The 18,471-nt window shown below is 55.6% G+C and carries 19 protein-coding genes; 11 read left to right on the top strand and 8 right to left on the bottom strand.

Annotated features, from left to right (window positions below):
- Window positions 1-18 precede the first annotated feature (18 nt).
- The 4 genes from DMG62_07870 to DMG62_07855 form a co-directional block, all read right to left on the bottom strand.
- Window positions 19-414: a hypothetical protein gene (locus DMG62_07870; GenBank protein PYY23574.1), complete on the bottom strand. Its 396-nt coding sequence runs from the start codon at window positions 412-414 to the stop codon at window positions 19-21.
- A 182-nt stretch (window positions 415-596) separates the two neighbouring features.
- Complete coding sequence (locus tag DMG62_07865; GenBank protein PYY23573.1) at window positions 597-1,079, bottom strand: hypothetical protein; 483 nt, start codon at window positions 1,077-1,079, stop codon at window positions 597-599.
- Complete coding sequence (locus DMG62_07860) at window positions 1,076-2,911, bottom strand: glycoside hydrolase family 15 protein (protein PYY23572.1); 1,836 nt, start codon at window positions 2,909-2,911, stop codon at window positions 1,076-1,078. Before DMG62_07860 ends, DMG62_07865 begins: the two co-directional genes overlap by 4 nt.
- A 101-nt stretch (window positions 2,912-3,012) precedes the next feature.
- Window positions 3,013-3,576: a transport-associated protein gene (locus DMG62_07855; protein ID PYY23571.1), complete on the bottom strand. Its 564-nt coding sequence runs from the start codon at window positions 3,574-3,576 to the stop codon at window positions 3,013-3,015.
- 299 nt (window positions 3,577-3,875) lie between these two features.
- Here DMG62_07855 and hfq point away from each other — a divergent pair, with 299 nt between their 5' ends.
- The 11 genes from hfq (at window position 3,876) to DMG62_07800 (ending at window position 14,987) form a co-directional block, all read left to right on the top strand.
- Complete coding sequence (hfq, locus tag DMG62_07850) at window positions 3,876-4,193, top strand: RNA chaperone Hfq (GenBank protein PYY23570.1); 318 nt, start codon at window positions 3,876-3,878, stop codon at window positions 4,191-4,193.
- Window positions 4,194-4,208: 15 nt separating this feature from the next.
- Complete coding sequence (gene hflX / locus DMG62_07845) at window positions 4,209-5,711, top strand: GTPase HflX (GenBank protein PYY23569.1); 1,503 nt, start codon at window positions 4,209-4,211, stop codon at window positions 5,709-5,711.
- A 52-nt stretch (window positions 5,712-5,763) separates the two neighbouring features.
- Entirely contained in the window at window positions 5,764-7,707 is a 1,944-nt protein-coding gene (locus tag DMG62_07840) for a RecQ family ATP-dependent DNA helicase (protein PYY23568.1), read from the top strand.
- A 279-nt stretch (window positions 7,708-7,986) separates the two neighbouring features.
- Window positions 7,987-8,466, top strand: a complete 480-nt coding sequence (locus tag DMG62_07835) for a hypothetical protein (GenBank protein PYY23567.1) — start codon at window positions 7,987-7,989, stop codon at window positions 8,464-8,466.
- Complete coding sequence (locus tag DMG62_07830; protein PYY23566.1) at window positions 8,463-9,284, top strand: hypothetical protein; 822 nt, start codon at window positions 8,463-8,465, stop codon at window positions 9,282-9,284. Before DMG62_07835 ends, DMG62_07830 begins: the two co-directional genes overlap by 4 nt.
- Window positions 9,284-9,823, top strand: coding sequence for an ATP synthase F1 subunit delta (gene atpH / locus DMG62_07825; protein PYY23565.1), 540 nt, complete (start codon window positions 9,284-9,286; stop codon window positions 9,821-9,823). The genes DMG62_07830 and atpH overlap by 1 nt, the downstream gene beginning before the upstream one ends.
- 48 nt (window positions 9,824-9,871) lie before the next feature.
- A complete protein-coding gene (locus DMG62_07820; protein ID PYY23564.1) occupies window positions 9,872-11,413 on the top strand; it encodes a F0F1 ATP synthase subunit alpha in 1,542 nt (513 codons plus the stop codon).
- Between the two features lie 3 nt (window positions 11,414-11,416).
- Complete coding sequence (gene atpG, locus DMG62_07815) at window positions 11,417-12,460, top strand: ATP synthase F1 subunit gamma (protein ID PYY23563.1); 1,044 nt, start codon at window positions 11,417-11,419, stop codon at window positions 12,458-12,460.
- Between the two features lie 6 nt (window positions 12,461-12,466).
- Window positions 12,467-13,909 (top strand): F0F1 ATP synthase subunit beta, encoded by a 1,443-nt coding sequence (gene atpD, locus DMG62_07810; GenBank protein ID PYY23562.1) that lies wholly within the window; start codon window positions 12,467-12,469, stop codon window positions 13,907-13,909.
- Window positions 13,910-13,912: 3 nt separating this feature from the next.
- Window positions 13,913-14,341, top strand: coding sequence for an ATP synthase F1 subunit epsilon (gene atpC / locus DMG62_07805; protein PYY23561.1), 429 nt, complete (start codon window positions 13,913-13,915; stop codon window positions 14,339-14,341).
- Between the two features lie 250 nt (window positions 14,342-14,591).
- Window positions 14,592-14,987, top strand: coding sequence for a hypothetical protein (locus DMG62_07800; protein PYY23560.1), 396 nt, complete (start codon window positions 14,592-14,594; stop codon window positions 14,985-14,987).
- A gap of 340 nt (window positions 14,988-15,327) precedes the next feature.
- On the opposite strand, the gene DMG62_07795 is transcribed toward DMG62_07800, so the two are convergent.
- The 4 genes from DMG62_07795 to DMG62_07780 all read right to left on the bottom strand — a co-directional run bounded on the left by DMG62_07795 (window position 15,328) and on the right by DMG62_07780 (window position 18,310).
- Window positions 15,328-15,756: a hypothetical protein gene (locus tag DMG62_07795; protein PYY23559.1), complete on the bottom strand. Its 429-nt coding sequence runs from the start codon at window positions 15,754-15,756 to the stop codon at window positions 15,328-15,330.
- The gene (locus DMG62_07790; protein ID PYY23558.1) at window positions 15,756-16,583 is read right to left on the bottom strand and encodes an MBL fold metallo-hydrolase; all 828 of its coding nucleotides are present in this window, start codon (window positions 16,581-16,583) and stop codon (window positions 15,756-15,758) included. The genes DMG62_07795 and DMG62_07790 overlap by 1 nt, the downstream gene beginning before the upstream one ends.
- Window positions 16,584-16,637: 54 nt before the next feature.
- Complete coding sequence (locus DMG62_07785; GenBank protein PYY23557.1) at window positions 16,638-17,393, bottom strand: hypothetical protein; 756 nt, start codon at window positions 17,391-17,393, stop codon at window positions 16,638-16,640.
- A gap of 68 nt (window positions 17,394-17,461) precedes the next feature.
- Window positions 17,462-18,310 (bottom strand): 3-hydroxybutyryl-CoA dehydrogenase, encoded by an 849-nt coding sequence (locus tag DMG62_07780; protein ID PYY23556.1) that lies wholly within the window; start codon window positions 18,308-18,310, stop codon window positions 17,462-17,464.
- Window positions 18,311-18,471 lie beyond the last annotated feature (161 nt).

Below are 18,471 nucleotides of genomic sequence, written 5' to 3'. Positions count from 1 at the left end.
TGCCCAGTGCTGCTTTTCTCAACTTGCAGCGGCATGCATGGCCTGAGCGATCATGCTCTTAGAGGTTACAACGGCGCGAAGCCGCGCTAAAAGGACCTCCGGCCCCTCACCTTTGATGACGTAACTGTGAACGGCGTCGCTGTGCTCGTACACCTCTTCGCCGGTAACGACTATGATTGGGACTTGGGGCCGCAACGTCTTGATGGTCTTCGCTACCTGCGTACCTGTCGTTCCGGGAAGATAATAATCGAGCAAAATGGCGTCGTAATAACTGGTAAGAACCATAGCTAGCGCCTGTTCGGCTGTCCCGGCTAAATCGCAATCGAACCCGCTAACGGAGAGGACCATTTGGCGCATCGAGTTGAGCGATAGATTGTCATCAATGCTTAAGACTTTCGGTCGAGATTCAGTCATGTCTGGAGCATCCTCTCACACGCAATCGAGAGCCGGAACCCCGAAAATTACCCTACTTAACCCTGCTTAGTACCATTTCAGATTGTTCCAGATCGGGACATGGATAGGAAATATACAAGCAAGAATGAGAGTTCTACGATCCAAGCCGGCAATAGGCTTGAGTTAGGATTAAGTGCTCTCACTTAGCGATAGAAGTGCCCAATGATAGAGCCGAAGATTGCATGGGTTGCGAAGACCGCCGTCGGCGTACTGACGCCATAATTCAGTCCCATAAAGCCTGGCGGCTCCAGCATGCGAGTTGAGGTTGGTCCATGCGTTTCACTCGCCATGCGTGGGTGTATTCCCGGCAATGCTTGCCAGCCGATGAGGCAAATGAATAGAGCGTGAGCAAGTCCGATGAGAGCACCCCGATACCAGGTGGGACCCCCCAGAAATTGCATCGCGACTACATAAAAAAGAGAGAACAGCCACCCTATACCGATGTGAATGACGATACCGAGTGCTCGTGCGCGATCGCGATGCGGAGAAATTGCAGAGCCCAGGATCAAGGGCAAGTTAAGCCGAGTGAGCCCCAAGCCCTGTGCAATGCTTTCAGCGCTCACCAAGGCGAGACTGGCAACAAATCCCCAAAACAGCCAACTGCTCCAGTGGAGTTGAAGCGTCATGCAGCTTGCTCTCGCTTCGTCTCTTTCTCGCGCCGATCAGCCATTGTAAGAGCCGCGTTTATCAAGCCTACATGCGTGAATCCCTGGGGAAAGTTCCCTAGAGCTTCTGCCGTTCTGGGATCCATCTCCTCGGAAAAGAGACCAAGATCATTGCCATACTCGAGAAGGCGTTGGAACTCCGATTCGGCTTCCTCAATGGAGCCCCCTCCCAAAGCCAGATACTCTGCCAGCCAAAAGGAGCAGATGCCAAATGCGCCCTCGCCGGAACTCAGTCTATTGCGATATCGATAAAGAAGTCCCCTGCCGGTGCCGATTTCTTTTCGGATGCATTGATACGTCCGGCGCATTCGTTCTGAATCTGCGCGCTCAAATCCATGCTTTGCCAGTAGCAAAAGGCTCGCATCAACCTCCGATCCTCCAAAAATGGCGGTGTAAGTCTGCCGCTCCTCATTCCAGGCTTTTTGCTTGATCGTTCCCTCTATTTCCTCAAGCGTATGCTTAGCTGTTTCGCGATCCAGCTTTTTCAGCAGCCCCGCGTCATAAAGCTCTAACAGCTTCTTCATGGCAACCCAGCACATGACTTTGGAGTGGGTGTGATGCTGATCTCCAGCCCGCGGCTCCCAGATGCCTTTATCCGGCAAGGTCCAATGCTCCCAGACATACTTCCCGATGCCGCGCAGTACCCGTCCACTGGAGCGATCGATGGACTTGTTGTACTCGTCCAACTGCGCGGCGGCCGAGATCACTTCGCCATAAACATCGAGCTGCAACTGGCCGCGGGCATCATTGCCTATGCGCACCGGCCGGGAGTTGCGATATCCCTTCCAGTTCATTTCCCGTTCTTTTCTTACGGGTTTGCCGTAGACCGTGTACATAACCAGCAGCCGCGGCTGCGTAAGATTAGTGGAATACAGCAGCCAATCAATGAAAGACTCCGCTTCATCGTGATATCCAAGTCCAAAGAGTGCGGAGACGGTCAGAGAGGCGTCTCGCAGCCAGCAATAGCGGTAGTCCCAATTCAGATTTCCACCAATGTGCTCGGGAAGCGACGTGCTGGGAGCAGCGACGATTGCTCCTGACGGTGCGAAGTTTAGAAGCTTTAGCACCAGCGCACTGCGTAGTACGTTCTCCCGAAATGGTCCCTGATATTCGCATCGCGCAGACCACTTCCTCCACCATGCTACGGTCTGCGAAAGCGCAGCTTCGGAGGAATCCCCGAGAGGAGACAGCACCGCGGGTCCATGCTGCATCATGACCAGCGAGCAGTACTTGCGGTCCCCGGCGCGGAGCCGCGCCTCACATTGGGCATGATCTCCTTTCATTTGCCAATCCAGATCGCTGCGTAGCCACAGAGCTCCGCCGATGAACTGCACGTGAATCCCAAGACTTTTCTGCTGCCTCCAGTGAGCGCGGACGGTTCCATATTTAGGAGCAGGGCAAAACGCAGCTTCCAACTGCACTTCGCCTGACGTGCACTCGACGATCCGTAGGACTTCCCGATCGGGAATCATGTGTTGGCGTTCATAAGCCAGATCGTAAACCGGCATGCAGTCGAGGAGGCGGAGTGTTCCCGTTTCAGACTGGAAGGTGGTTTCGAGAACGTTGGTGCCCGGAAGATATCGGCGGGTACTTCTATGCTCGCCGGCGGGAGAGACTCGCCAAAAACCTCCCTTTCCCAAGTCCAGAATTGCACCGAAAAGTGAAGGACTGTCGAACCAGGGCCAACACAGCCAGTCGAGTGAGCCGTTTTTGGATATCAGCGCTGCTGATCTGCAATCGCCGATGATGGCGTACTCGCCAATTGAGGGAGTAACGTCGCTCCCATATAACATTCCGCTCTGTTGTACGTCCTGCACACTTAAGCGGATGCGAAAGGCGACAGCTCACGTTGGCCGAGCGTCATCGCAGCTATCGCCTTGGACTTGCAAAGCACTTACTTCTTGGCCGCCTTCTGATTCACGACTTGGAGTTCGTCCTTGACTGAGAAGACGCCCGGCACCTGATTCGCAGCTAACTTTGCCTGCGTATCATCGGCCTCGTTGTCTACTACGCCCTTCAGGGTTACATGACCGCCATCCACGATGATGTGGATCGAAGGCACCGCTCCCATGAAGTAGCGGTACAGGCCACCCTGATTCGAGATCGCTCGCGCTACCTGCTGTCGAATGCGATCATCCATTGGGGAAGGCGGCAGTACCTTAATTTGATTGTTGACCGTGTTTACGCCTTCAATCCGTTTTACCGCGTTCTCAGCATCTTTCTTCAGCGTCGGATTTACTACGGAGCCGAGCAAGGTAACGGCGTCCCCGTTCACGGAATACTCAAGATCATCGAACAATGAGTAATACGGCAGCATGACTAGCTCATGACGAACTTCTTTCACGATGCGCTGCTCGTTCGGGTCCAGTGTCCCCGGACGGATCGCCAGCTGAGTGTTGCTGCCCGACTGGGCGAAAGCGAGGCCCCCGAGAACTACAAACGTTGCCAATAACCTCATTTGTCTTGCCTCCATGGACTTTACTTTTTTATTATTTCTAACTTGGGAACCTATGAAGTAGATGCTGATAACACTCGGTTCGATGCGCGGATCATACGCTTCCCAGAACGCAACTCGCCCTCCTGTCGCGTGTTAATACCTGCTGGGATCCGCGCCAAATCGCGCCTTCTGCAGGACCCGCCGCCAACTCAGCTTCCAGATTTGCCAAGACCGCCCTCCGGGTCTATTTTAAGGACTGGCGTTATTGATGGACGTTCCCGCGTTCCTATGTGGTTCTCGTTCAAGGAGAGATCGGCAAAATGGATACAAAGCCGGCGCAGAATATTCAGGACACTTTTCTCAATACAGCTCGCAAGGACAAGTCTCCGATCACGATTTATCTGATGAGCGGAGTAAAACTGAGCGGTCGCATTCGATCCTTCGATAAATACTCAGTCGTACTCGAAACCAATAACCAGGAGCAGCTCATTTTCAAGCATGCGATCTCCACAGTGGTGATGGCGCGCGGCTCGCATTACGGAGAACGTCCTGCAGCCTCCGAGCATCGACCGCCCGCTTCGGAGCGCCCGAGCGTTGCCCATGAAGCTGCGCCTCCTACAGCAGTTTCCGAAGGCTGAGCGCACTGTTGAGCGATAGCGCGGGCAATTGAAGTGGCACGGAGTCCCTCCTTCCCGAATCCAACCGGCACTGATCCTGCCAACAGGCAGGAGCGGGCTTTCCTGGTGGGAGTTGATCTGCGCTCCAAGCGCAGCAGCGGCCCCAGCGCCCAGGCTCGTCTGGCGAGACAGGCGACAGAAGTCTGCCGCGCGCAATCTCCTGAGAATGACGAACAGAACAGTTCGTCGAAGCGCAAATTTGGTACCGGCTTCTCTGTCGAAGATTCGATGGCGGAATTTCGCGAGCTCGCGACAAGCGCCGGTGCTGAAGTGGTCGGCGAAGTGATACAGCGTCGCGACAAGCTGGATCCAGCGACGTTGATTGGTCGCGGAAAGCTCGAAGAGATCACCGGAGCTGTTGCCGGATCGCTTGCAGATGTTGTCCTTTTCGATCACGATCTTTCTCCTTCGCAACAGCGCAACATCGAACGCGAGCTGCATGCGCGCGTGATTGACCGCACACAGCTCATCCTCGACATCTTTGCGCGGCATGCCCGCACTCGCGAAGGCCAGCTTCAGGTAGAGCTTGCGCAATTGCAATATCTGTTGCCTCGCCTGGCGGGGCGCGGAGCCGAAATGTCGCAGCTCGGCGGAGGCATTGGTACTCGCGGCCCCGGTGAAACACAGCTCGAAACCGATCGCCGGAAGATTTACCGGCGTATGCGGCATGTTCAGCAGCAGCTCGAGAATGTACGGCGAGTGCGAGCTCAGCAGCGCCAGCGGCGCGAAGCCGTCCCGGTAGAGACAGTCGCGATGGTCGGATATACGAATGCGGGCAAGTCGACGTTATTTAATGCCGTGACTAATGCCGGTGTTATTGCCTCGTCGCGCATGTTCGCGACGCTCGATCCCACCTTGCGCTCGATAACGTTACCTTCCAAACGCAAAATCCTGCTTTCCGACACAGTCGGGTTCATTCGCAACCTGCCGCATACCCTAGTCACTTCTTTCCGCGCGACTTTGGAAGAGGTGCAGCGCGCTTCGTTGATTCTCCATATTGCGGATGCCACGAGTCCAAACGCGACCGAACAGCGGGAGCAAGTGGAGAATGTACTTGCCGAACTGGAGGCGCAGAACAAACCGGCAGTGCACGTTCTGAACAAAATTGATCTCCTTTCAGCCGCACAACGAAATGCGCTTCCTACCGGTGAAAATGTGGTTCAAGTGTCCGCGATAAAGGGGATTGGACTCGAGACCCTGCTGCAGAAAATTGATGCTGCACTCACAGTTGATCCCATAGCCCACATTGAGATTAGCGTCCCCCAAAGCGAGGGCAAAGTGCTTGCCATGATTGAGGCCCGAGGGAACGTCCTGAAGCGGGAATACAGAAATGAGCGCGTTCAGCTCAGTATCGAAGGTCCACAGTCGCTTTTACGGCAATTGCAGCCGTTCTTGAATCGAACGACTTCCGTTATTTCAAATCGACAGTCACATAAGCAGCAATCTTCCGTTCGTCAGCTTCGTAAAAGTTCAGAATAGCTTTTGCACTCTGCGGGTCTCGTGATAAAAGAGTGTGCCCCGAATCCCAGGCATGAATTCCAACTCGGCAATCCTTTCAGCTTTGAAGCGATACTGGGGCTACGATTCCTTTCGTCCGCTGCAAGAGCGCATTGTCTCAAGTCTGCTCGGCGGTCGCGATACTTGTGTGGTGATGCCCACTGGAGGAGGCAAGTCTCTCTGCTATCAACTCCCCGCCGCGATCCTTTCCGAGAAGACAGTCATCGTTATCTCGCCCCTAATTGCGTTGATGCAGGACCAGATCGCGCAGTTAGGGCAAATGGGGATTCCAGCTGCCAGCCTCAACAGCGCGCTTGCGGTTGACGCCCAGGGAAAGGCGGTTCATGATGCACTTCAGGGGCGGTTTCGTCTGCTTTATCTCTCCCCGGAACGGCTGGCTCGCCGAGACACGATCGAATGGCTGAAGCGTGTGCCGGTTTCGCTCTTCGCGATCGATGAGGCGCATTGCATTTCCGAATGGGGACACGAGTTCCGGCCGGAGTATAGGCAGCTAAATGCCTTACGCCAACATTTTCCGGATGTGCCAATTGCCGCTTTCACAGCGAGCGCAACCAGGCATGTGAGGCACGACATCATCGCGCAACTGCGGCTGCGCAACCCAGATAAGTACATCGCGAGTTTTCATCGCCCGAACCTCAAATATCTAGTAAAGCAGTGCGAGTCTGGCACGCAGGAGGCTCTACTTTTGCGAGCCCTGCGTCAATACTCGGGCAGCAACATTATCGTTTATGCGCCCACCATCAACCGTGTCGAGCAGACGGTCGATTTCGTCGAGGAGCGCGGCATTCCGGCCATTGCTTATCACGGCAAGATGAGCAGCGAGGCGCGCCGGCAGAACCAGGAGCGCTGGATGTCCGATGAGGTTCGCGTGCTCATTGGCACAATCGCTTTTGGCCTGGGGATTAATAAGGCAACTGTCCGCGCGGTGATTCATCTGGCGCTGCCGAAATCAATCGAGCAGTATTACCAGGAGGCCGGACGTGCCGGGCGGGACGGAGTCCCGGCGGATTGCCTTCTGCTCTGGCAGGCGCGCGATGTCGGCCTGCTGACATACTTCATCGAGCAGATCAGCGATTCGGCTGAAAAGGAACGATCCTGGCAGCGCTATCACCAGATTCGGCGCTTTGTCGAAACAGGGCAATGCCGCCATCTCCAGATTTGCTCACATTTCGGCGAAACGCCAAAATGGGACACTTGCGGCGCATGCGATGTCTGTGGCGCCGAACCAGACTGGTTGAAGATTGCGGAACCGGTAGCTACACGGAAACGCCGCAAATATGTTCTGTCGGAGCAGATTGGAGCGGGGGGAGAGACGGTTGGATTCTCCCAGAACGGTACTCCGTCGACTTCGCCTCAACCCGAGTCTGACCTTGATTACGACCTCAGTGACTATGTCCGCGAATGGCGTAGAAACGCGGCAAGAGAACAGGGGATCGCTGCGTTTGTTGTGATGCACGACTCAACGCTTCAGGCGTTGTGCCGTATTCGTCCCCGAACTCTGGCTGATCTTCGTCGTGTACCCGGCTTCGGCGAACGAAAGATCGAAGTGTACGGCAAGCAGATACTCGAGGCTTTGCGTCGGTTTGATGAGGGAGCACGAGCGACCTACTCGCCTCAAAGGAAGCAATCGAAGCCCGCGGCTGAAACGCTTGATCTGTTGGCTCGAGGGCACTCGCTGGCACAAGTTGCAGCCATTCGCGGAAGGCAGATGAGCAGTGTTGTTCAACTCGTCGCGGAGATGATCGAAGCCGGGCAGTTGCAGTTTCAGCGCAGTTGGATCGGCGAGCAGAAGGTCACGGAGATTGAAACAGCCTGCGCCAAAGTTGGGATGGAACGTCTAAAGCCGATCAAAGATGCTTTGCCAGAAACCATCAGCTTCGACGAAATTCGCCTTGTTGTAGCCCACTTGAAGTGGCGGGCCGCAGGGCGGGATGTTGCGAAATCCGCACTCGCTTGAACGCTGTTTATACGGAAAAAATTAAATAGGCTCGCGGCCGAGAAGCGGTGACATTCCTTGGCCACGAGCCCATTCGATCCTGAATCGGATCGGAGGTGATACCCACTAGTCTCCGCCCATCATCGGAACATGTCAAGGAAACTTGAGAGCTGAGCACGGTTAAATTTACCTAGATTTTCAATGCTTTGCGGCCGCTCCACGTTTGACACCTGCAAAAATCGAATGTTAGCTTAAACAGTTGTCTATCCCATCCTCGGCGAGACAATACCACCCAAGTGAATGGACGCGACACTCAGACAATTAGGCGAACTTGCGCTCGGAGCAATCCCGACCATCATCCTCTTTGTTTTCATTTGGATTCTGTATCGCGTCATCGTCCATAACGCTCTCACCAAGGCCTTGGCTGAACGTCACAGCAAAACCGTAGGAGCGATGGAAAGAGCCAAGAGCGACGTAGCCGCAGCCGAGCAGAAGACCGCTGAATACGAACGCAAGATTCACAATGCGAGACTGGCCGTTTTCAAGCGTCAGGAGAGCCGGCGTCAGCAGATTCTTGAGCAGAAAACCGCTGCCATTGCTGAGGCGCGGGCTGCTGGCGAGGTTCGAATCACCGCTGCCCGTGGCGAGATCCAGAGAGAGGCGGAGATCGCCAAAGCTCTGGTGCAGTCCGAAAGCGCCACGCTCGCGCAAGAGATTATCCGCGCCGTCCTGCGCACAGGCGCGGCAGTGAAACAGCCCGCTGTCGGTGGTCGCAGATGAAACGACTCCTGCTCAAATTAGCGCTGTTGCTATCGGTCGCGTTTTTTGCAGTCTGCAGCGCGGCCTTGCAGAAATCCGCAGCCGGCACTCAGAAGGGCTCGGCTTCATCGGCTGCGAGTCCGCAATCAAGTGCGAATGTAGCCACAAAGCCTGGATCCTCAACTCCGAATCAGGAATTGACTCACGCTTCTAACGAAGCTGCGGGACGCACGCCTCAGGAGGCGGAGCCGGGCAGGCAGGAAGGTGAGGGCGAGTCGCACGATCAAGAAGCCGCCTTCAAGTATTCGGCTGCGGTGCGTGCCATCGCCAGAATTACTGGCCTTTCCTTGGTTACCGCATACTGGCTCTGTGTAATGATCAATTTCGCGATCATTGCCGCCTTTGTCATTTTCGTAATGAGGTCGAACCTTCCCACAATGTTGCGCAGCCGCACCCAGTCGATCCAGAAGGGAATGGAAGATGCGCGCCGCGCCAGTGAAGATGCCGGCCGCAGGCTTCGGGAAGTGGAAGCGCGCCTCGTTCGCATGTCTTCCGAGATCGAAGAGATGCAAAAACGTGCCGAGGACGAAGCGAGGAGCGAAGAAGATCGCATTCGCACTTCGATCGATGAGGAGAAGCACAAGATACTGCAGGCTGCTGAGCAGGAAATCACGCAGACAACGAACGCCGTGCGCCGTGATCTTCAGAAGTATGCAGCTGAGCTGGCGGTTTCCATTGCTGAAAAGGGAATTCGCATAGATACCAGCTCGGACAAAGCCTTAGTGGAGGAGTTTACCGAGCAGCTTGCCGGCGATGCGCGCAGAAATGGGAGCAGCTAATGGCTTCGTTCGTCGGAATTTACGCGCGCGCTCTCGCCGATGTAGTGATCGATCGAAAGCTCGATGCCAATCGAGTGACTGAGGAGCTGAACTCACTCGAAACTTTTTTACGGGAAAGCGCGGATCTGAGAACGATCTGGGATACTCCGTCCGTCGGCAGCGAACAGAAGCTGAAGCTGCTGGATGCAATTGCTAAGAAAGCTCGTCTGCTCTCTGAAATTCGCAATTTTGCCGCTGTGCTGATCTCTAACGGCCGTATCCATGCCTTCAACCAGATCGCCAGGGAAGCGATCGCGCAGATCAACGAGCAGCTTGGAATTGCCAATGCCGAGATCATCAGCACACGCGAATTGGGTGCTGAAGAAAAGCACAGACTGGAAGCGCAGGTCGCCAAAGCTGCAGGCAAAAAGTTGCGGGTGCGATACTCGCTCGATCTAGGATTAGTGGGCGGTGTTCTGGTTAAAGTCGGGAGTACCGTCTATGACGGTTCTGTACGCGGTCAACTGCAGCGCATTCGAGAGCAAATCATAGCAAGTTAGTCCCGGACAGACAAACCAAACGGTTAGTTATCACTCAAGAGTTAAAAAATGGCGCAAATCAAAGCAGACGAAATTACGAAACTCATTCGCGAGCAAATCGAGAATTACGAATCTAAGCTTGCGGTCGACGAAGTCGGCACTGTGATCTCGCTCGGCGACGGTATCGCGCGCATCTACGGCCTCGACAAAGTGATGGCTGGAGAGCTGATCGACTTTGGTCACGGCGTGAGCGGCATCGCAATGAACCTCGAAGAAGACCAGGTCGGCGCCGTGCTCATGGGTGAGTACACGGAAATCAAAGAAGGCGATGAAGTGCGCCGCACAGGAAAAATCATGGCAGTGCCGGTGGGCGAAGGCATGGTCGGCCGCGTCGTGAACTCCCTTGGGCAGCCCATCGACGACAAGGGACCAGTTAACACCAAGAATTCGATTCACATCGAGCGAATCGCTCCTGGCGTCATCGACCGACAGCCGGTCCGTGAGCCAATGGCGACAGGCCTCAAGGCTATCGACTCGATGATTCCCATCGGCCGCGGGCAGCGCGAGCTTATCATCGGCGATCGCCAAACCGGCAAAACCGCGGTCGCCCTCGACACGATCATCAACAATAAGGGTAACAACCTGATCTGCATCTACTGCGCGATCGGCCAGAAGCGCTCTTCGATCGCCAACGTGGTGAAGACGCTTACTGATTACGGCGCTATGGATTACACGGTAGTGGTCGCTGCGTCAGCCTCCGAACCCGCCCCCATGCAGTACATTGCTCCTTATGCTGCGTGCGCGATCGGAGAGTACTTCCGCGATAACGGCAAGCACGCGCTCGTGATCTACGATGATCTCTCGAAGCACGCTGCGTCTTATCGCGAGATTTCTCTCCTGCTGCGCCGTCCACCGGGACGTGAGGCGTATCCGGGAGACGTCTTTTATCTGCACTCGCGGCTTCTCGAGCGCGCAGCGAAGCTCTCTGACAAACTTGGCGGCGGTTCCCTCACCGCGCTTCCCATTATTGAAACTCAGGCAGGCGACGTTTCCGCCTACATCCCAACGAATGTAATTTCCATTACTGATGGTCAGATATTCCTCGAGACGGACTTGTTCAACTCGGGCGTGCGTCCTGCAGTAAACGTCGGTATTTCAGTAAGCCGCGTGGGTGGATCTGCGCAGATCAAGGCCATGCGTCAGGTTGCGGGATCGATGAAGCTGGAGCTTGCGCAGTATCGGGAACTAGCAGCGTTCGCACAGTTCGGTTCAGATCTGGACAAGGCTACGCAGCAACAGCTCAATCGCGGCCAGCGGCTGACTGAACTGCTGAAACAGCCGCAATTCTCGCCGCTGCCCTTCAGCAAGCAGATTCTCTCGATCTATGCCGGCACAAACGGCTATCTCGACGATCTGCAGGTCTCGCAAGTGCGTGACTTTGAAGATTTGCTCTACAGAGATGTCGATACGACAAATCCTGGTCTTCTCAGCCAGATCATGGAGAAAAAAGTACTCGACGACGGCATGAAGCGCGAAATGGAGCAGCTCATCAAAGAAGCGAAGCAGGAGTTTGCAGGCCAGCGACAGGTGGTTGGAGCGAAAGCGTCCTGATTCATGGCAAACGTTCTTGATTTACGACGCCGCATTCGCAGCGTGCAGAACACGAAGCAGATCACCGGAGCCATGAAGATGGTTTCCGCAGCGAAGCTGCGGCGCGCGCAGGAGAAGGCGTTGGCCGCCCGCCCCTTCACGCAGATGTTCGTGAACGTGCTGAAATCGCTGGTGAACCGGGCCGAGATTTACGACCCAATTACTGGTGAGCCGCATCATCGCCTACTCGAGCGTCGCGAAGAGAAGAACATCCTGCTGGTGGTGATCAGCGGCGACAAAGGGTTCGCCGGAGCTTTCAACGCCAACGTTATTAAGGCAGCGAACCGCTTTCTGCAAGCTAAGATTGGGAAAAACGTAGACATCATCGCCATCGGCCGTAAAGGACGCGATATGCTCCGCCGCCGCTTCCCCTATGCTCAACCGGGGGGTGAAGACGGGGAATATCGGCGGGTGGCTCCCGTCGAAATCGTTGGCGAGCAAGTGGGCGTGTTGAACAAGGTGGAGTTTGCTCAGGCTCGCGAGCTGGCGACAGAGATCATCAAGCGCTATTCGCGTGGAGAAATCGACGCTGTTTACCTGGTCTATAACGAGTTCAAGTCGGTCATTGCGCAGCGGCTCGTAGTCGATCACGTGTTGCCGATCGTGAAAGTCGGCGAGCCGGACGTAGAGCAAGTGGATCAATTCACGCTCGAGGAACGTCAGAAAGCGGCGCAGGCTGCTGCTCGCACTGGAGTTTCAGTTCGGGAACCTGACACCTCGGCTGAAGACGAGCGCCTGGCGAAATTCGGTACCGGCGATTACATCTATGAGCAGTCTCCGGAGCGGATCTTCAACGACCTGCTGCCGCGCTATCTGGCCATTCAGATTTACCGAGCGCTGCTCGAATCGGTTGCAGCCGAGCACGCCGCTCGCATGACGGCCATGGACTCGGCCACCAACAACGCCTCGGACATGATCGATTCACTCACCTTGACGATGAATCGCGTCCGTCAGGCATCGATTACCAAGGAAATTATCGAAATCGTCAGCGGCGCAGCCGCTCTGTAAGGATTTATGGCACAGAACATCGGAAAAGTAATTCAAATCTCCGGCCCTGCCGTGGACATTCAGTTCGGAGAAGCCAACCTGCCGTCTATCTATCAGGCGATCCGCATCACCAGCGAAGGTTTCAATGTGCCCGAGCCCATCAGCATCATCGCAGAGGTGCAGCAGCATCTGGGCGAAGGCCGCGTCCGCTGCGTCGCCATGGAAGCCACTGAAGGCATGGTCCGGGGCATGAAGGCAATCGATCTTGGCGGTCCCATTTCGGTACCTGTGGGAAAGCCGACTCTTGGCCGGGTCATCAACGTAATCGGCGAGCCGGTAGACAAGCTTGGGCCCCTTGGCGCCACCGAGAAGTGGCCGATCCATCGTCCTGCGCCGAGCTTTGAAGAGCAGTCGACCAGCGAGGAGATGTTCGAAACGGGAATCAAAGTTATCGATCTGATCCAGCCGTTCTTGAAAGGCGGCAAGATCGGACTCTTCGGTGGCGCGGGCGTAGGCAAGACGGTTGTGATCATGGAACTGATCAACAACGTCGCCAAGCAGCACGGCGGATATTCGGTATTCGCCGGCGTGGGCGAGCGCACTCGCGAAGGCAATGATCTGTGGCTGGAGATGAGCGAGTCGGGCGTGATCAAGCCCGGTGACAGCAGCGCCTCGAAGGCCGCTCTGGTGTACGGTCAGATGACGGAGCCGCCCGGCGCCCGCCTGCGCGTGGCCCTCACCGGATTAACGGTCGCCGAATACTTCCGCGACAAGGAAGGCGTGGACACCCTGCTGTTTATCGACAATATCTTCCGCTTCACTCAGGCAGGATCGGAAGTCTCCACGCTGCTCGGGCGTATGCCTTCCGCTGTGGGCTACCAGCCCAACCTCGCCACGGAAATGGGAGAGCTGCAGGAGCGAATTACTTCGACAAAAAAGGGCTCGGTCACCTCAGTGCAAGCAGTGTATGTGCCGGCGGACGATCTCACCGATCCGGCGCCCGCAACGACGTTCGCTCACCTGGATGCGACCACCGTGCTCTCGCGTCCTCTGAGCGCGCTGGGCATTTATCCGGCCGTCGATCCGCTGTCTTCCACGTCGCGAATTCTCAGTCCGCGCGTTGTTGGCCAGGAGCACTATGACGTCGCTCAGGGCGTCAAGCGAATACTGCAGCGTTATAAAGATCTGCAGGACATCATTGCCATTTTGGGAATCGACGAACTTTCTGAAGACGACAAGATCACCGTTGCGCGCGCGCGTAAGGTGCAGAAATTCCTCTCGCAGCCGTTCCACGTGGCCGAGCAGTTCACCGGCTATAAGGGACGCTATGTCAAGATTCAGGACACGGTTCGCAGCTTCAAAGAGATCATCGAAGGCAAGCACGACGACGTGCCGGAGCAGGCGTTCTACATGAAGGGCACGATCGAAGAAGTTCTCGAAGATGCTCAGAAAATGAAGGCCGCCGCATAACCAATGGCTGACACGTTCCAAATCGAGATTGTCACGCCGGAGCGCCTCCTGGTCAGTGATCAGGCCACAGAGGCGCAGGTGCCGGGAACGTCGGGATATCTCGGCATTCTCCCCGGTCATGCTCCGCTGATCACCGAGTTGCGTAGCGGTGAACTGAACTACCGGCGTCCGGATGGCAGCATAGAGCGCCTCGCACTGCACTGGGGATTCGCCGAGGTCCTGCCGGACAAACTCACAGTCCTTGCGGAGCGCGCAGAGAAGGCAGCGGATATCGATCTGGAAGGCGCAAAAAAGCAGGAGCAGATGGGCGAAGAGCAGCTCAAAGATCCCAACGCAAACAAAGAAGAAGCGCTACGCCTGATTGAGCGTGCCAAGACCCGCATGACAGTAGCTGGCCGTCAGGACAGCAGCATTCTGAACCTGGTGCCTTAAGAGTAGAGGCGCAGCATGCCAGGTCTCACAATACGCATAGATAGTCGCTCTTCGGGTGCTCGCATGTGGCAGTGGCCGAGACGCAGCATGCTGGGCCCCTTAACTCTTTGAAAGTAAGGTACAAAGCAGCCGTGTAGCAACTCTTCGCTGCTCTCGTTTCTCGCAACTTCGGCGTCTTCCGTGGGTTTTCATCCCACAGAGGTGATCGATGAAGTCAAACCGACTTTTCACATTCATTCTGTCTGGAGCCATGGTGTTGCCGATGGCAGCGCTCGCACAGACAGGCAGCACGGCCAGCGGTGACAACGGCAACGCGGCCACGACTCAAACCCAACCCAAAGAGCGCGGAGAACGCGGAGAAAAGTTCGCGCAACAATTAAACCTGACTCCGGACCAGCAATCTGAGCTGAAGAGCCTCCGCGAAAACATGAGGCAGCAAGCGCAGACGATCAAGAATGACTCCTCGCTGACAGCCGATCAGAAGAAGGCAAAGTTCAAGGAGCTGCGCCAGAGCACTCATGAACAGATGATGGCCAAGCTTACTCCCGACCAGCAGGCGAAGTTCAAAGAGATGCAGAAAGAACATCGCGGACATCATCGCCATGGGCACAAAGGCGAGGCAGCCGCGGACAAGACACAGAGCTAAGTTCAGGCTGACGTCGAAGGCGTTAGAAGCCGTTCTGAAAAATGGACGGCTTTTGTTTTAGCATTCAGTCGTCAGCACTCAGCACTCAGCACTCAGCCGCTCAACGCGATGGGATCCCGATCGAAAAAAGGTGAGTAGGCAGGAGCTGTACAGAAAAATTCACTGCTGGTTCACTGTTATTCACTGTTCTTGAAATGCGAATTCCCGTGGTTCTTGGAAAAACGAGAACAACCCCGTTACTTCTCAAAAATTCAGCGTTATTTTCGCTGTTCTTGGTTCAGGACGCAGGCTAGGCTCGACAGGTTCAGCGGTTGAATGCTGACGGCTGAATGCTTCTTTGCTACTGCCGATTCCCAATCGCCGGGATTCGTTCTCGGATCTCGGGCGGGAGCTTTGCCTGAATGCGGCGTGCGCTCATCTTTGCCACGTCCTGGATCACTACCGGAGCTGGTGTAGCGAGTGCTACAAGAAGCCAGACGAGGCTCGAAAAGGCAAATCCAGTGAGAGCAATGAACTCCAGCAAGTGGGCGTGATTGGGATCGTAGTGGCGAATGGCTCCGAAGGCGATGAGGAAGAGTGCGGCGGAAACTGTGGCAACAGCGATGAGCCCTATGTCAATCGTGCGATGGAGACGCTGGCGCGAGCGGCAGTGAACGCATTCGGCGAAGTGCTGCTCGTAGTCGCCGCACATCTCCGGCGCGATGCCGGAGATGTCGTATCGCCAGCCTGCCAGGATATCGCCTACTACCTGATCAACACATTTTGACATCAAAAACGAATCGCTTCCATCGGTTCTGTCTGAGACGCGAGCACCAGCCGGTTCTGGATCAGGTTCAGACGGCCGCCAAGAGCGCGTTCTGCCGACTGCAGTGCCAGTTCGGGATGGTTATTCGCCTCCGACAAATGTGCCAGCACCAGGAATGCTGCTCCTCCATCATAATCGTTGGAGAAGAATTGCGCGAGAGAGTCGTTGGAAAGGTGCCCAACACGGGACATCACTCGCTGCTTCACCGACCATGGATAAGGTCCGCCGCGCAGCATTTCGAGGTCGTGATTGGATTCGAGCACCAGGGCATCACATCCCCGCAGATGCATCTTGATGTTGGCCGGCATATATCCCAAGTCGGTAGCCATGCCGATCTTTATGCCTTCGGTACGAAACACGAACCCCACGGGATCAACCGCATCGTGCGGGATCGTAAACGGAAGAATCTCAATATCCCCAATCTGGAACTTCACACCAGCGCGGAAATGCTCGCAGCGATCCAGATGGGCCTTATCGTCGTCCTCATAGAGTTGCGCCTGTGGCGTAATCGGCCCACGCACCCAGCGTTGCCACTCATGGTGAGTATCTCCGGTGATGTAAACGGGAATCTTCAGTCGTCGCGCCAGCACAGCAAGACCGGAAACGTGGTCTTGATGCTCGTGAGTGATCACGATGGCCGACAACTTTGATGGATCCTCAGCGGCGCGATGCATGCGGCGCAGTGTTTCGCGGCAGGAGATGCCCGCATCGATGAGAATGCTTGTATCCGAGCTGGAGAGGACAGCGGTGTTGCCACGTGACCCCGAGGCCAGCACCGTCATACGCACCATGGAGCGAAGGATAGACGAAAAACCTGTGGGAAAGCGAGTGAATAAGTGGCTACTTCATTGGGATTCTGGCAGAGGAATCCCATGCCATGGGCAGAATTTCCAACTGGCCTCAACCTTTTCCTTGCCGGTTGGACAATATTTGGGGGGAAACAATCCACTCAGCGGAAGACGCCATGTGACAGTTGTCTCCGGTTCTCCCGTCAGCTCTTTCACTACCATTGAGAACTCGCGCTGTCCACGCGGATCGGCGATGCGAGTCCCATTTTGGGCTCTCCCCGCGAATACCAGGAACTGAATGTTCTCGCCCAGCTTGCCAAGGCTCGCGGAAAACACAGGTTTCATCATTTCAAGTGGAACTCTTACGTCTTCTGGAACGTTCTCCACAGGTTTGTATTCGGTGCCATTCGCATCGCGCATCGTGACCCTGGAGCGCGCCGTATCGAGCGACACGAAATCCAGTATGCCGAAAGGCTGGACCTTGCCGAATGCGACAGCAACTACGGTGTTGTTTCTGAAGCCGGCAAAATAGGCTGGGTTATTTGCGGACTGCTTCGTTTCAAAATACTCGGCGGGCATCCACCAGAGGAATGCTACCCGACCGTTCCGTCCGACATTCTTCTGTACCTCCGGCAGAAGATCCTCGGTAGTAGGATGCCAATCGCGCTGCGCAGCTGGCAGAGCCCCGCCTGGAGTAGGTGAAGCCTGTGGTGTTGTGGAAGAGGAACTTGCCGTGGCGCCGGTCTTCGTCTGCGCTGCTGACGTCCAACAGAAGATAAGAGAGAGCACTATCACTGCAACGCAGTTTCGCAAGGAAGTCTCCTGTTCGTCAGTATGTATGTAAATTTGAAAGGGGCCTAGGTTCCGTAAAGACTGGGCCTTTAGTACCGATAAAAGCCTCTTCCGCTCTTTTTACCAAGCCATCCCGCGTCCACCATCTTGACCAGAAGCGGGCACGGACGATATTTGGGATCGCCCAGGCCCTCGTGGAGAACGCGCATGATGTCAAGACAGACGTCCAGGCCAATGAAGTCGGCCAGAGTGAGAGGTCCCATGGGATGCGCCATTCCCAATTTGAAAACCTCATCGACCGCTTCGGGAGTCGCGACGCCTTCCATGACGGAATACATAGCCTCGTTCAATAACGGCATGAGCACGCGGTTAGAGACGAAGCCGGGAGCGTCGTTGACCTCCACTGGTGTTTTGCCAAGCTTTTCTGCCAATCGCTTCGTGAGTTGATAGGTTTCGTCCGACGTCGCCAGACCGCGGATTACTTCTACGAGCTTCATCACCGGCACTGGATTGAAGAAGTGCATGCCAATTACTCTGTCTGGACGGCGCGTGAGCGCCGCGATCTTTGTAATCGATATAGAAGAAGTGTTGCTGGCAAGCACGATCTCAGGACGGCAGATCTTGTCGATATCGCGAAAAATCTCAGATTTAACCTCGAACTTTTCAGTGGCGGCCTCGACGACGAAGTCACAGTCAGCAAGCGCAGTACGATCCACTGCGCCGTGAATGCGTGCAATCGCTGCCGCACTGTCCTCTGCCGTGATCTTGTTTTTCGCTACTTCGCGCTCCAGGTTCTTGCGAATCATAACCAGACCGCGATCGAGAAACTGCTGTGCCACTTCGCATAAGACTACGTTGTAGCCGCTTCTGGCGAGCACATGAGCGATCCCATTGCCCATTGTTCCGGCGCCGATGACGCCTACCCTCTGAATTTCCACAGAGTCGTTCTCCTCAGTAGAGACACAGCATGCTGCGTCTCCTCCATGCGCTACAGGTTCTGGACGACTCTTCTACTAATCAGCCGCATAGTAGAGACGCGGCATGCTGCGTCTCCACCAGGAAGAGCTCAGAACCAAACTGTCGAGTCTAGCAAACACGG

It is taken from the genome of Acidobacteriota bacterium (genome assembly GCA_003225175.1).
Taxonomy (GTDB): domain Bacteria; phylum Acidobacteriota; class Terriglobia; order Terriglobales; family Acidobacteriaceae; genus Gp1-AA112.
This window is presented reverse-complemented; position numbering and strand designations above follow the sequence as displayed.

Excerpts from the sequence above, each read along its gene's own strand:
- DMG62_07865 (PYY23573.1), bottom strand. The coding sequence starts at position 1,079 with ATGACGCTTCAACTCCACTGGAGCAGTTGGCTGTTTTGGGGATTTGTT.
- DMG62_07860 (PYY23572.1), bottom strand. The coding sequence starts at position 2,911 with ATGTTATATGGGAGCGACGTTACTCCCTCAATTGGCGAGTACGCCATC.
- DMG62_07855 (PYY23571.1), bottom strand. The coding sequence starts at position 3,576 with ATGAGGTTATTGGCAACGTTTGTAGTTCTCGGGGGCCTCGCTTTCGCC.
- DMG62_07840 (PYY23568.1), top strand. The coding sequence starts at position 5,764 with ATGAATTCCAACTCGGCAATCCTTTCAGCTTTGAAGCGATACTGGGGC.
- atpD (PYY23562.1), top strand. The coding sequence starts at position 12,467 with ATGGCACAGAACATCGGAAAAGTAATTCAAATCTCCGGCCCTGCCGTG.
- hfq (PYY23570.1), top strand. The coding sequence starts at position 3,876 with ATGGATACAAAGCCGGCGCAGAATATTCAGGACACTTTTCTCAATACA.
- DMG62_07800 (PYY23560.1), top strand. The coding sequence starts at position 14,592 with ATGGTGTTGCCGATGGCAGCGCTCGCACAGACAGGCAGCACGGCCAGC.
- atpC (PYY23561.1), top strand. The coding sequence starts at position 13,913 with ATGGCTGACACGTTCCAAATCGAGATTGTCACGCCGGAGCGCCTCCTG.
- DMG62_07870 (PYY23574.1), bottom strand. The coding sequence starts at position 414 with ATGACTGAATCTCGACCGAAAGTCTTAAGCATTGATGACAATCTATCG.
- atpG (PYY23563.1), top strand. The coding sequence starts at position 11,417 with ATGGCAAACGTTCTTGATTTACGACGCCGCATTCGCAGCGTGCAGAAC.
- DMG62_07835 (PYY23567.1), top strand. The coding sequence starts at position 7,987 with ATGGACGCGACACTCAGACAATTAGGCGAACTTGCGCTCGGAGCAATC.
- DMG62_07830 (PYY23566.1), top strand. The coding sequence starts at position 8,463 with ATGAAACGACTCCTGCTCAAATTAGCGCTGTTGCTATCGGTCGCGTTT.
- DMG62_07820 (PYY23564.1), top strand. The coding sequence starts at position 9,872 with ATGGCGCAAATCAAAGCAGACGAAATTACGAAACTCATTCGCGAGCAA.
- atpH (PYY23565.1), top strand. The coding sequence starts at position 9,284 with ATGGCTTCGTTCGTCGGAATTTACGCGCGCGCTCTCGCCGATGTAGTG.
- DMG62_07790 (PYY23558.1), bottom strand. The coding sequence starts at position 16,583 with ATGGTGCGTATGACGGTGCTGGCCTCGGGGTCACGTGGCAACACCGCT.
- DMG62_07795 (PYY23559.1), bottom strand. The coding sequence starts at position 15,756 with ATGTCAAAATGTGTTGATCAGGTAGTAGGCGATATCCTGGCAGGCTGG.